Origin of the sequence: Cytobacillus sp. S13-E01 (genome assembly GCF_029193815.1) — a bacterium.
GTDB lineage: Bacteria > Bacillota > Bacilli > Bacillales > Bacillaceae_L > Bacillus_BV.
Genome location: NZ_JARFVC010000007.1, coordinates 16755 through 30471 on the forward strand (window position 1 = coordinate 16755; position 13717 = coordinate 30471).

General features: G+C 35.2%; 9 protein-coding genes and 1 other annotated feature. Of the genes, 4 read left to right on the forward strand and 5 right to left on the reverse strand.

What is annotated here, in order from left to right:
* Nucleotides 1-232: 232 nt before the first annotated feature.
* Nucleotides 233-1921 carry a septation ring formation regulator EzrA gene (gene ezrA, locus PY093_RS06890; protein WP_275645149.1) on the reverse strand — a complete coding sequence of 563 codons (1689 nt, stop codon included), beginning with the start codon at nt 1919-1921 and terminating at the stop codon, nt 233-235.
* 332 nt (nt 1922-2253) lie between these two features.
* On the opposite strand from ezrA, the gene hisJ reads away from it, so the two are divergent.
* On the forward strand, nt 2254-3072 hold the full coding sequence (gene hisJ, locus PY093_RS06895) for a histidinol-phosphatase HisJ (protein WP_275645150.1): 819 nt from the start codon (nt 2254-2256) through the stop codon (nt 3070-3072).
* Here the strand turns inward: hisJ and refZ are convergent.
* Nucleotides 3069-3719 (reverse strand): forespore capture DNA-binding protein RefZ, encoded by a 651-nt coding sequence (gene refZ, locus PY093_RS06900; protein WP_275645151.1) that lies wholly within the window; start codon nt 3717-3719, stop codon nt 3069-3071. The two genes, hisJ and refZ, sit on opposite strands and share 4 nt — an antisense overlap.
* A 147-nt stretch (nt 3720-3866) precedes the next feature.
* Between refZ and PY093_RS06905 the strand changes: the two genes are divergently transcribed.
* Nucleotides 3867-4349, forward strand: coding sequence for a GAF domain-containing protein (locus tag PY093_RS06905; RefSeq protein ID WP_275645152.1), 483 nt, complete (start codon nt 3867-3869; stop codon nt 4347-4349).
* Nucleotides 4350-4399: 50 nt separating this feature from the next.
* Here the strand turns inward: PY093_RS06905 and megL are convergent, their stop codons facing one another.
* Together megL and PY093_RS06915 are read right to left on the reverse strand one after the other, a co-directional pair.
* The gene (gene megL / locus PY093_RS06910) at nt 4400-5590 is read right to left on the reverse strand and encodes a methionine gamma-lyase (RefSeq protein ID WP_275645153.1); all 1191 of its coding nucleotides are present in this window, start codon (nt 5588-5590) and stop codon (nt 4400-4402) included.
* Nucleotides 5591-5836: 246 nt separating this feature from the next.
* Nucleotides 5837-7687, reverse strand: a complete 1851-nt coding sequence (locus PY093_RS06915) for a sensor domain-containing diguanylate cyclase (protein ID WP_275645154.1) — start codon at nt 7685-7687, stop codon at nt 5837-5839.
* Between the two features lie 443 nt (nt 7688-8130).
* On the opposite strand from PY093_RS06915, the gene rpsD reads away from it, so the two are divergent.
* Nucleotides 8131-8733 carry a 30S ribosomal protein S4 gene (gene rpsD, locus PY093_RS06920; RefSeq protein WP_275645155.1) on the forward strand — a complete coding sequence of 201 codons (603 nt, stop codon included), beginning with the start codon at nt 8131-8133 and terminating at the stop codon, nt 8731-8733.
* Nucleotides 8734-8857: 124 nt separating this feature from the next.
* Here the strand turns inward: rpsD and tyrS are convergent, their stop codons facing one another.
* Complete coding sequence (tyrS, locus tag PY093_RS06925; protein WP_275645156.1) at nt 8858-10117, reverse strand: tyrosine--tRNA ligase; 1260 nt, start codon at nt 10115-10117, stop codon at nt 8858-8860.
* Nucleotides 10118-10307: 190 nt separating this feature from the next.
* Nucleotides 10308-10565: a binding site (T-box leader), on the reverse strand.
* A 132-nt stretch (nt 10566-10697) separates the two neighbouring features.
* Between tyrS and PY093_RS06930 the strand changes: the two genes are divergently transcribed.
* Complete coding sequence (locus PY093_RS06930) at nt 10698-13628, forward strand: transglycosylase domain-containing protein (protein ID WP_275645157.1); 2931 nt, start codon at nt 10698-10700, stop codon at nt 13626-13628.
* The last annotated feature ends 89 nt before the right edge of the window (nt 13629-13717 follow it).

The window sequence follows — 13717 nt, forward strand, 5'->3', positions numbered from 1 at the left end:
GACAAGCATAAGATGAGCCCTTCCTGAAGGCGTTCTTTGCCTTTAGGAAGGGCTTGGCTTATGACCTCAGGTCCGATGGCGCCCGGAGCTAGACACCAAAACTAGGTAAAATTTTTATACTTTCTTACCTTTAAACAAAGACACCCTTGACGATTTGTCTGGGGTGTCTTTGTTTAAAGATCAAAATTTGAATATCGTTTTAGTGTCTTGCTCCTGGCACCGTGCACATTTCTTATTTATCTTCTAGTAGTGCTTGAATTCGTTTTAATGCTCCAGGCTCAACTTCTTCAATGGCACTGGCAGCTTGCTCTAATGCGAGTTCATACTCATAGTTACGGAAAGAGACTTCAGCTTCTCGTAGTGATTCTGAAATAGAACGATAACGACTTCTATACCTATTTCCATATTGAATTACTTGTTCAGCTAGATAAACCTGGTCAATTAATTCCTCAGTTAATTCAGTTGTACTAGTTACCGTATCTTGTGCATCTGTTAATACTTGATTTACTAGCTTCATATTCAGCGGCTTTTCATCAAGCTTAGCAACAACTACTTCTAAGGCTTCCCTGGCCTGAATTAACAGCTGTTTATAGCCTCCAGGCAATCCTGGTATATTACTTTTTGCTATCGCTCTACTTGCCTCTACTAAACTTTTACGCATCTCTGTTAGTTGCTCTCTAGCATAAAGCTCATCCTTACGTAGTGCCTGTAAGGTTTCACAGTACTGTAGATGTTGATCTTTTACAATTTCAATCTGAGAATAAACCTCTTCAAGCTCTTCTTGTATTAAGGAATAGGCTATATGTTCCTCTGAAAGTTTATCTTGGATCATGATGAACTGCTTCAAGAGTAGTTTTATTTGTTTGACAATAGCTTTGTGTGTTTGAATTTCTAAGTCTGACAAATGATAGCTCTGCCCCACAAAGTGTGTTTCTTCTTCAGACTTTTTACTACTCTCATGTAAAACATGTAACGACTTTTCAATTTTACTTACTTCTTGTTGAATGAAATGATTTGCAGCTACTTCTTTTTCTAGTAAATCATATAGAGATTCAATGGACTGTTTTATCTCGTTTAACGATTGTTTTGCCTCGTCAACTTCCAATTTTTCCAATCTGAATTTGTTTTCTTCAAGCTTATTTCTTAGTGATTCAACTTCACTTTCGACCTGAAGATGATCTAACATGTAGCCTTGCTCGTGCATTTGGATGAAACCTTCAATAATTTCATCAAGCTGTGATGGTATAGCAGAATTACACTCGGATAAGAATTGTGGAATATCACTTATATATGATTGAATTCTTGTTAATTTTTCTTTGATAAAAAGAACTATTTCTCTAGCCTCCAAATAGTTTCCAAGGGTAGTTGCTTCTTCAAATTCCTGAAACTTTGCATTTGTCTCTTCTAATTGAACTTCGATATTTAATTCAGACTTACCGAATGACAAACGGTGTGCCAATAAGGACTTTTTTAAATTACGGTATGTAGATTTTAAATCTCCAACTTCAATTCTATTTTTTTCCTCACTACCTATTAACTCCTTCAATTCTATCAATATATTCTCAATTGAGTCTTCTGTCTCTTGTAATGTTGATTTGATTTTTTTAAGGACTTCATTTGATTTTTTAAAACGATATTTATCCGCAAACTCTTCAGCATCAAACAAATATTCCTCAACATTTGGTAGCTTTAGTGTGACAATTTCGTCCCATTCTCTACGCCAGCGTTCAAATAAAGCTTCTGTTTGACCTGTCATATTTAACTCTTTTACTTTTGATATCTCATCGGTCACCGGTCTGTTCATAATATCTATTTTCCACAGTTCTAGACGGTCTACTTCTTTATACACCTTTTTTCTAAAATAAAATCCAACTAATAAACCTGAGCCTACTGCTATTATTATGCCGATTATGATTTCCATAATTAGCCCCCTTACCTCATCTTTTTGGAGTATGTGTTTTAGTTTCTTTAGTTAGAAGGCATTGTTATATGTAGCATCATTCTATTAAACCTTCAGGTAATGTGAAGGTGTATTTGCTCTTTTAACCTCATATTTTTATAATAAACGTATTATTTAATTAAAAATTCGACATTTATCAACCTATTCATTTCAATGCTATGATGTAACATTACTTTTAAATCCTCAGATAGATGTTTTTTCAATGTTTTTATGATACCATGTAAACGACAATTTTTGACCAAATTTTTTAAAATTTTTACAGATTTTCATTTCCTTTGAAAGGTAGCTGCTTTATGAAGACTGACGGACATATCCATACACCATTTTGTCCACATGGGACTAGTGATTTATTTGAAGAATATATTAGCGAAGCAATTAGTCGCGGATTTGATGAAATATCGTTTACTGAGCATGCTCCATTGCCAGAAAACTTTATTGATCCCACACCTGATAAAGATAGCGGTATGGATTCTACTCGATTACTAGAGTATTTTTCTATTCTAGAAAAATTCAAAAAAGACTATGCTTCAAAAATAAAGATAAACATTGGACTTGAGATTGATTATATTGAGGGGTATGAAAGTGAAACAAAGACATTCTTAACACGATATGGTGCCCTTTTAGACGACACCATATTATCTGTACATTTCCTAAAACGAGAAGATAAGTACTACTGCTTAGACTTTAGCCCAGAGCATTTTGGCGAGATGGTTGACATCTTTGGTTCTACTAATGCAATCTATGAAAAATATTTTGATACACTTATTAAATCAATTAATGCTGATCTTGGGCTCTATAAACCAAAGAGAATTGGTCATATGACTTTAGTACACAAGTTTCAAAAGCGCTTTCCTTGTTCACGCAGCTTTAAAAATGAAATTTTAAGTGCTTTAGCTGATATCAAGAAGAATAACCTTCAAATAGACTATAATGGCGCTGGAATAAAAAAGCCTTTATGTGGTGAAACATACCCTTCAGCTTGGATCATAAATGAAGCGGCCAAACAAAAAATCCCTCTCATCTACGGCTCTGACGCTCATAGTGTGAAGGATCTAGAACAAGGATTTGAATATATTGATAAAACTATCTCGCTCTCAAGACCTACATTTTAAACTGGAAGGGCAATCGTTCTTCCAGTTTTTTGAACAGAATGATAGGATTCACATATCGTCTCATTAATCCATCTTTCGATTTCTTTTCCATATTGTTCTGTAAAATATGCTTCATATGGCATTATATGTAGCACTTCAGACATATATTGAGGATGCATAAAAGGCATAATAAGCATTCCCTTTAATTGAATGATCGTAAGTGGTATTGCTATTTTTTTAAATTCCTTTTGTCTAATTCCTGCTTCAAGAATGGATTTAAGGTAATATTTTTCCTTTGCTAAATAAGTGGTCATGATCTCTCTTATTAAGAGAGTATCCAGTGTTAATTCTCGATGTACAAAACGTGCAAGATGACGGTTTTCTTTTTGGTACATTAACGTGTCTTTTACAACTAATAATAGACATTCTGTTGCTGATTTCAGATCCATGTTATTGTACCTGTTTTCTAAAACACTTAAATAGCCTTCGAAATAGGTGGCTAACAAATGTTCTAACAACCCACCCTTATTTTCAAAGTAATACGAAATATTAGCTACATTTACGTTTGCCTTTTTGGCTATTTCTCTAACTGATGTACCATCAAAACCCTTTGTATTAAAATAATATATGGCAGCGTCTATTACCTTTTGTTTTGTCTCTGTTTTCAAAAAATCACCTCAGCTCTAGTACTTCTATATAATAAAATTCTCTAGTAGTAGTACATATCCTTCATCTTTCGCTCGACAAAATTATGCGTAAATCTACGTTTTCTGCTATTATAGATGTAAGTTCTTTCAAAAGAATGGGGGATTATCATGTTTAACGTCGAACTATATAAAGGCACAAAAGAAGAAAACTATCAATTAGTAATTAAACAACTCACCTCTTTAATAGAGGACGAAAACAATACTATTGCAAACTTAGCAAATGCCTCTGCTTTGCTTAATCAATTTTTACGTGGTATCAACTGGGTTGGCTTCTACTTAACTGTAGAAAACGAACTTGTACTTGGTCCATTTCAAGGGCTTCCGGCATGTGTAAGAATTCCATTTGGGCGTGGTGTCTGTGGTACAGCAGCACAAAATGGCCAAACAGAAAGAGTAGCTGATGTTCATCTTTTCCCTGGACACATCGCATGTGACGCGGCATCTGCTTCTGAAATTGTTGTTCCTATGATTAAAAATGGTGAGGTTATAGGTGTGCTTGATATTGATAGTCCATCTAAAAATCGTTTCGATGAAATTGACCAAAAATATCTAGAAGAATTTGTTAGAGTATTAGTTACTTACCTAACATAATATTCCAGTAAAAACAAAAGAACCTCTCTTGTTGAAAGGTTCTTTTGTTTTCACTTAGCTAATATATCCAATGCTTGCTTTAAATCCATCCAAATGTCTTCCCATGCCTCTAGCCCTACAGAAAGTCGAAGCATGTTATCAGTAATGCCCATTTGCTGACGTTGATCTTCAGGGACCACTGCATGTGTCATTGTCGCTGGGTGCTGTATTAATGTTTCGGCATCACCTAAGCTTACCGCTATTTTTATTAGTTTTAATTCATTGATTACACTTTGTGCATTTTCTTTTGTGCCTTTAATAGTAAAGGAAATTAATCCCCCGGCCTGACTCATTTGTTTTTTCATAATATGATACTGAGGATTCTTTGAATCGCCAGGATAGAAAATTCCATCGATAGATTCATGCTGTTCCAATAATTCAGCAATTCTTTTGGCGTTATAGCAGTGCCGATCCATACGTACTGGTAATGTTTTAAGCCCTCTTAAAAGGAGCCAAGCATCAATTGGAGAGATAATTCCTCCAACATCCTTTCTTGTTGTCATGGCAAGCTCATTAATGAAATGCTGCTTTCCGACAACTAACCCTGCAATAACATCACCATGACCCCCAATGTATTTTGTAGCACTGTGAATAACAATGTCACACCCTAACTTTATTGGCTGTTGTAAGTATGGAGAGCAGAATGTGTTATCGACAATGACCGGAATATTATACTTCTTCGCTACATTTACGACCATTTCTAAATCAATAAGTGACATTGTTGGATTGATAGGTGTTTCTACGTATATCGCTTTTGTCTCAGGACGAATTAGTTCCTCGGTAGCCGCTTCCGTTTCCATGCCACTATAATGATGGGTAATGTTATATTTCTCTTTTATTAATTGAAGCAAACCAAATGTACAGCCATAAAGTCCTTTAGAACATAAGATATGATCTCCCGTTTTTGTTAGAGAAAGTAAAACAGCTGATACCGCAGCCATCCCAGAACCAAAAGCTAATCCCGCTTCTCCACCTTCTATTAATGCAATCCTAGTCTCAAGCGCTTTAACAGTCGGATTTCCAAGCCGCGAATAAATAAAGCCTTCCTCGTTACCTGCGAAACGACGTTCGCCTTGTTCTGCTGTTTCAAATGTAAACGTTGATGTTTGGTAAAGAGGGGGTGTTAAGCTACCTTTATGCTCCTTTGAATCATAACCACCATGAATAACAACTGTATCTATTTTTTTGGTTTCATTCTCCATCCACATTCATCTCCCCATAATTTTTACTCACTCCCTCTTTTAGAATATGACAAAACAACTTGTTTTGAAAGCGTTTTCTTTTTTTTGCAGGACTGTTGAACTTTTGGAAAACTAACTTCAACGTTTTTTAAGGCTATGTTCAAATAACTGCCCAATTCATATTCATGTCCTGTTCAATGATTTTATATATCCGTTATACAACAAATAAATGCCTAGGCAAACAGCCCAGGCATTTTTTAATTACCACTAAACTTTTGCTACTTCCTCAATAATTACTCGGTTTTTCCCAGTTTCTTTTGCAATATATAATGCTTTATCTGCTCGTTTAAATAATTTAAAAGCAGTGTCCTGTCGTTCCGCATTCCAATATGATATTCCGCAGGATATTGTTATTTTAGGGCTAGTAGATTGTTCAACTTTTTGAACGACTCGCTCCGCAATTGCAATACCAGCATCAAGCTCCACTTTTGGTAGATAGATAGCAAGCTCTTCTCCACCCCACCTTGCACCTATATCATTATCACGGATGCTTTCTTTTAAAATGTTAGCAACCTGAATTAAGACCTTGTCTCCTACCTGATGACCATGCATGTCATTTATGCATTTAAAGTTGTCCAAGTCAATTAAAATAAATGTCCCATAAGCATCCGTTTCCATCGATAGATTAATTGTTTCATCTAGGTAGCTTCTCGAATATAAATTTGTAAGATGATCTGTTATTACAAGTTTTTCCAGTTCTTCACGAAGCATGGAATTAGTAAATGCCAATGTAGAATGATGAATTAAAGACTGAAGTAATTTGAACGTTTCAAACGAAAAATGATAGGGTAGTTCATGTAACACAATCGCTACTCCCTTTATAAATCCACTTTGAACCATTGGCACCGCCATCAAAGAATGGTATTTCATTTGCTGTAGAGAAGGTTCGATTGTGATGTCTCCAATAAACAGTGTATCTTTTTCATCCTTTATTTTTTCATTAGCATAACCGATGTATTGTTTACTTTTTTCTGTTTGAAAAAAAGTTGTACTTCCTGGTAGAACATCAATTTTATCATTTAAAAACAAAATAAATCCGACCTCTTGGGCATTAAAGGATTTGATAATTTGTTCTGACATAAAATTCATTGTATCGGTCAAACGCAGACTCGAGTTTAATCGATGTGATGTTTCGTTTATTAATTGAAGATCTGCAATTAACCTTTTGGATTGTTGATATAGTTTTGCGTTTTCTAGCGCGCTTCCTGCTGTGTTAGCTAGTAGGTCGATAAAACGAACTTCGCTATAAGGAAAAATGACTGTACTCGGTGCAATTACTTGTAATACACCATAAACCCCCTGTTTTCCTTTGAGAGGAGCGTATAATGCGGAACGCTTATCTTTTATTGAGTCTTCGAATTGTATTTCACCAGTAACATATGCTTGCATAGCAGCTGGATTCTCATCATTATCATATAAAAAATCTTTGATTGGTAGATCGTGATTATTGTGATTGTCATGTGATAATAACAAAAAGTAAGTAAATGAAGGATATACCTTTCGGAGTGTATAGATTACTTCCCCAAGAACGTCATCCATATTCATAGAAGAGTAGAACTTGGCTGTTACATTAAACAATTGTTCATAGCGTTTTCCTTCATTGAATACTTTGGTCATTTTATTTATTTTTTCAATGAGTTTAGAGCATTCTTTTGCAACTTCTACTAATAAAGCACTACTCGTCCCTGTTTGTTTATATTTAAATTGATATAGACCGATTTCTTTATTATTGTGGGTCAACTGTGTTATTAAAGAGAATGTATGTGTTTCCAAGTCTAGTGATGATTGATTTTCACCTAGTCGCTTTACTTCATCTGATGTCATAAAATAGCTATCGGGCTTATTATTAATAGCCTCATTAGTTGAAGCGTCCGGAAAATAGTATTGCTTCCATTCGTTATACAAAAAGAGGGTAACTTCTTCTAATTGTAGCTCCATTTTAATAAATAGTAATAATTGTTCTATCATGTTTAATAATTGACCTTCATCATTCTCTACTAAAAAATCAAAGAATTGACTTTTAAGATTGGCCAATTGCTGCTTTTCTAAAAACTCCATATCATCACCCACAATTTCCCTTACAATAATCTGACAAATATATTATAAACTTTTTAAATTAAATTATCTCTAATAAAAGTATATTTGTAATAGAAATGTCTTTTTCTATATGCACTTTATTTTTATATGAACTATCAACATATTATAAATGATAAACTAGATGATATTTATGATATAGTATACTATATCATAATTTTCTACTGCTATTTTGTGAACATTACTTGACTTTATTTTATTAAAGTCATATACTAATCGTTGTGTAAAATATTGCAGCCTATGTGGTTGGCATTATGATTCATTTTGTTCCTCATATTTCTGAGGTGTATCTTGTAACTCTCTGCTGCTAGAGCGAGGATACATGAAAATAAAATGATCATAGTAGTTATAGTCACGTCTGGTTTTTATTTTATGCAAAATAAAAACATTTGAAGGAGGAGTCATTCATGGCTCGTTATACAGGTCCAAGTTGGAAATTATCTCGTCGTCTTGGTATATCTCTTAGTGGTACAGGTAAGGAAATAGAAAAGCGTCCGTTCGCTCCAGGACAACATGGTCCAACACAACGCAAAAAGTTATCTGAGTATGGTTTACAATTACAAGAAAAGCAAAAACTTCGTCATATGTACGGTGTAAATGAGCGTCAATTCCGTAACTTATTTGACACTGCTGGCAAAATGCCTGGTAAGCATGGTGAAAACTTCATGATTCTTTTAGATTCACGTCTTGATAACCTTGTTTATCGTCTTGGTCTTGCACGTACTCGTCGCCAAGCACGTCAGTTAGTTAACCACGGTCATATCCAAGTTGATGGTAGTCGCGTAGACATCCCTTCATACCGCGTAAGACCTGGTCAAACTATTACTGTTCGTGAAAAGTCACGCAACTTTGACATCATTAAAGAAGCGATCGAAGTAAACAACTTTGTACCAGATTATTTAACTTTTGACGCAGATAAATTAGAAGGTACGTTCACTCGCTTACCTGAGCGTTCTGAATTACCAGCTGAAATTAACGAAGCTCTTATCGTTGAATTCTACTCTCGTTAATAACATGAAGGATGGGAATTTCCCCATCCTTTTTTTGTTGTTATAAGCTTCTCATCATCTGTAGATAAAGGCTTGGATTTCTATCAAAAAAAGAACGTGAATGTACGCACGTCCATAAAATATATTAGTATTTAATTAAGAAATATTTCTTCTTCCCTCTACGTATAACAGTGAATAAACCTTCAATTCGATCTTCTTTTGTTAGTAAGTGTTCTACATTCTGGATTCGTTCTCCATTAATATAGATTGCACCATTTGAAACATCTTCACGTGCCTGACGTTTGGATGGAGAAATTTTACTGGTTACTAGTAGATCAACTAAACTAACCTCAGCTTCTCCTTCAAATTGATATGTTGGTACGTCCTTAAAGCCTTGTATAATTTCCTCTGCTGTCAAATTACCGATACTTCCACTGAACAATGCCTCTGAAATTTTTATAGCCTGTAAAAGTGACTCTTCTCCATGTACAAGCTTTGTTAATTCCTCCGCTAACGCTTTTTGAGCTGCACGTTTTTCCGGTGAAGTCTGCATTTCTACTTCTAGTTTTAAAATTTCCGCTTTTGATAAGAATGTGAAATATTTTAGATATTGAATAACATCACGGTCATCTGTATTAATCCAAAATTGATAAAATTCATATGGCGATGTTTTCTCACGGTCTAACCAGATTGTGCCAGATTCTGTTTTACCAAACTTTGTACCATCCGATTTTGTTACTAAAGGTATAGTTAAGCCAAATGCTTTTGCGTTTTCCTTTGATTTTCTAATTAACTCTAACCCAGCCGTAATATTTCCCCATTGATCACTGCCACCAATTTGAAGTTTGCAGTTTTCTGTTTCATATAATTTCAGAAAATCATATGACTGTAAAATCATATAAGTAAATTCAGTATATGAGATACCTTCGTCAATTCTTGTTTTTACCGAATCTTTAGCTAGCATATAGTTTAACCCGAAGTTTTTACCCACATCTCGTAAAAACGAAATAACATCTAGCTTACCTATCCAATCATAGTTATTTGCTATTTCAGCTGGGTTTTCACTAGCCTCAAAATCTAAGAAACGCGTTAATTGCTCTTTAATTTTATCACTCCACCCTACAACGACATCCTGTGAGTTTAGTGTACGTTCATTTTTCTTACCACTAGGATCGCCTATTAAACCTGTTGCCCCACCAACTAGTGCGATCGGCTGATGACCAGCCTGCTGAAATCTTCTTAATGTTAGAACAGCAGCTAAATTTCCAATATGTAAACTATCAGCAGTTGGATCAAAGCCACAGTACAGCTTTATTTGTTCTTCATTTAATGACTTTTGTAACCCTTCCTCATCTGTTAATTGATTAATTAATCCCCTAAATTGAAGGTCATGTAATATCTCCATTTATAGTCTCCTTTTTCGTGTTAATTACTACCATTTAAAAAAGTAGCAACTGTATTCGTAAACATTGTAGCTTTTAAAGGATCTGTTTATTTTTTTCTTCCCTATTTCTGAAAAAGTTTCTCTAACATGAAAAAACAATAATCTATCAGAAGAGAGCCTTCAGAAAAGCAAAAAACTCGTCTCTTCAAAATGAAGGGACGAGTTTTAATCGCGGTACCACCCAACTTAAAGACAAAAATATGTCCTTCGCTTAAACAAGATAACGGATAAACCGTCTTTTGCTACCCATCGTCTTCTAACTTGTCCTAACGACTAAATGTTTTCCAACAACTTCACAAAAGATGCTCAAGGGAGTAATTCATACACGATCTTTGTACTGATTTTCACCAAACATCAGCTCTCTAGCAACAGGGAGATATGTACTACTAAATCCTATCAATGCTTACAATATATTATGTTTAGTTTTTAACATATAAAGCTTATTCTTGTCAAACTAAATAATGGAAAAAAACAAAAAAATATAATAATTTACAAGTTTTATGCTATAATTAACATGGATTTTTAGGGGGATTGATTATATATGAATCATAAAAAAGAGAAGTGGCTTGAGAGGATTTTTGCCATAAAGAATTTCCTACTAAACAAAAAAGCAAGAAAGACTGCAAACATAACTTATAGTGTGTTCTGGAATTTATTTTTATTATTCATGATTTTTGGACTTATTGGACTGTTCTTTGCGGGCGGTGCTGGAGCAGGTTATTTTGCATCATTAGTCAAAAGTGAACCTATCCGTCCCTATGACGAGATGAAAAAGAATATATACAATTATGAGGAAACTACCGAGATTTACTTTGATAACAGCGTCTATTTAGGTAAACTTCGCTCTGATCTGGACCGCGAAGAAATAACGTTAGATGAAATATCTGAGCATGTAAAAAACGCAGTAATAGCAACAGAAGATGAGTATTTCTATGAACATAATGGAGTAGTACCTAAGGCGATTTTACGTGCGATTCTTCAAGAAGTAACAAATTCTGCCACTCGTACTGGTGGTAGTACATTGACACAGCAATTAATTAAAAACCAAATATTAACCAATGAAGTTTCATTTGATCGAAAAGCAAAGGAAATATTACTAGCTCTTCGACTGGAAAAATTCTTTAAAAAGGATGAAATTCTAGAAGCCTACTTAAATATGGCAACTTTTGGACGGAACTCATCAGGTAGAAATATAGCTGGTGTTCAAACAGCAGCTAAAGGAATCTTTGGGGTAGATGCGAAAGACCTAAACCTTCCTCAGTCTGCTTTCATTGCAGGTTTACCACAAAGTCCGTTTGGCTACACACCTTTTAATAACAAAGCTGAGATTAAAAATGATTTAGAGCCTGGATTAAGTCGGATGAAAACCGTACTAAAGAGAATGTTAGATGGTAAATACATTACTCAAGAGGAGTACGAGGAAGCGTTAAAGTATGATATTCGTGCTAACTTAACACCTTTTAAAACATCACCAACAGATGAATATCCTTGGTTAACCAGAGAGATTGAAATTCGAGCAACAGACATATTAAAATTTAAACTAGCTCAAGCTGATGGTTATGAAGAAGAAGATCTTCTAGGTGATGACGAATTACATGGCTATTATAAAGCACTTGCCGATCGAAATTTACGTCAAAACGGTTATCGAATTTATACGACTATTGATAAAGATATTTATGATAAAATGCAAGATGTTGCTAAAACATACGAATACTATGGTCCTGATAAACCACAAGTAAAGAGAAATCCAGATACAAATGAAGAAGAAAAAGTCTTAGAACCAGTTGAAGCTGGTGCAGTACTTATTGAAAACAAAACAGGTAAAATTATTAGTTTCGTAGGTGGGCGTGATTATAGTAGAGAACAAACGAACCATGCAACAAGCCCACGTCCAAATGGCTCAACGATGAAACCATTGCTTGCCTACGCACCTGCTATTGAACTCGGAACACTTCAGCCTGGTTCAATACTCGCAGACGTTCCTTTTAAATGGGAGCAATCAGCAGAACCTTATGAACCAAGTAACTATGGCGGTGGCTTTGATGGACTTATGTCAGCCAGATATGCGTTAAAGATGTCTCGTAATATACCAGCAGTTAAAACATATATAGATATACTTGACCAAAGACCTTTATCGTTCCTAGAAAAAATGGGATATACTACCTTACACCGTCAAGATGAAGGAGCTCCTGCTGTGGTACTTGGTGGGATGACGTTAGGTGTATCAGTTGAAGAAAATGTTAATGCGTACGCAACGTTTGGAAACTCTGGCAAATTTGTAGATGCATACATGATTGAGAAAATCGTTACAAACGATGGAGAAGTCGTTTATGAGCATGAAGCCAAGCCGGTTGACGTATTTTCTACACAAACAGCATATTTAACAATTGACATGATGAGAGATGTTATTCGTAGTGGTACAGCAACTTCAATTCAAAGATATTTAAATTTCAGTTCTGATTGGGCTGGTAAAACTGGTACAGGTCAGGACTACCGTGATGCTTGGTTTGTCGCTACAAATCCTAATATTACGTTTGGTACTTGGATTGGATATGATACACCAAAATCTATGTTCGGGAACTACAAAGGACTTTCTTATTCCCAAAGAAACCTATTGCTTTGGTCAAAGCTTATGAATGTTGCTTATGAAGTTAACCCTGAGCTTGTTGATCCAAGTGAAACATTTAAAATGCCTGGCGGGATTGTTAAACGGCAATATTGTGCATTATCTGGCCTACTACCATCAGACCTATGTAAAGAAGCTGGCCTAGTGGCAGAAGATATCTTTAATGCTAAATATGCTCCAACAAAAGTTGATGACAATTTAGAAAGAGGCAAATATCTTGTTGTTGATGATAAGGCCTATCGCGTTCCAGCAACCGCTCCATTGGAGTTTGTGCAGGAAGGGATTATGATTAAAAAGGAATTCTTAGAACAGAATGATTTAAAAGATTTGACGGCTATTAATGCTTTGCTACCAAAAAGAGAACAATGGTCGAATATAGTTGTAGCAGAAAAAGAAGAACTAGCCGATAATGGCACTGCACCAACAAAAGTAACAGGAGTTCAAATTTCTTCAGGTAAACTTACTTGGAAAAGACATGAACATAACGATGTTATAGGTTATCGAATCTACAGAGCCAATAATTTCTCTACTGATTTTACGCAAGTAGCAAGTATTCCTGCAACTAAAGAATTACAATATACCATTAATAATCCCTCTTCCGCTGCCTATTATGTTATCGCAGTAGATGTGAGCGGAAACGTTTCAGCACAATCTGATATCATTACAAACGGTAACTATATTGAAGAACCTGTAGAATTACCACCATCTGAGGAAGATGATAGTCAAGATGATGAAGGTAATGGTAATGATGATGATAACAATCAAGAAGAACCAGGTGACGGTGAAATTATAGATTTACCTGGCGTTGGGATGAATAGAATTGTATTGATACCACCCTATATTTGAGATAAGAAACGCGCAAGGCGCCCGCCTATCGGCGACACGCATAAGACGAGCCGGCTGGAAGGTTGTTCTTTACCTTCCGGACGGATTGC

What these genes read in the sequence shown, in the direction of transcription:
- ezrA (WP_275645149.1), bottom strand. Translation starts at nt 1,921, where the DNA reads ATGGAAATCATAATCGGCATAATAATAGCAGTAGGCTCAGGTTTATTA.
- hisJ (WP_275645150.1), top strand. Translation starts at nt 2,254, where the DNA reads ATGAAGACTGACGGACATATCCATACACCATTTTGTCCACATGGGACT.
- PY093_RS06905 (WP_275645152.1), top strand. Translation starts at nt 3,867, where the DNA reads ATGTTTAACGTCGAACTATATAAAGGCACAAAAGAAGAAAACTATCAA.
- megL (WP_275645153.1), bottom strand. Translation starts at nt 5,590, where the DNA reads ATGGAGAATGAAACCAAAAAAATAGATACAGTTGTTATTCATGGTGGT.
- PY093_RS06915 (WP_275645154.1), bottom strand. Translation starts at nt 7,687, where the DNA reads ATGGAGTTTTTAGAAAAGCAGCAATTGGCCAATCTTAAAAGTCAATTC.
- rpsD (WP_275645155.1), top strand. Translation starts at nt 8,131, where the DNA reads ATGGCTCGTTATACAGGTCCAAGTTGGAAATTATCTCGTCGTCTTGGT.
- tyrS (WP_275645156.1), bottom strand. Translation starts at nt 10,117, where the DNA reads ATGGAGATATTACATGACCTTCAATTTAGGGGATTAATTAATCAATTA.
- PY093_RS06930 (WP_275645157.1), top strand. Translation starts at nt 10,698, where the DNA reads ATGAATCATAAAAAAGAGAAGTGGCTTGAGAGGATTTTTGCCATAAAG.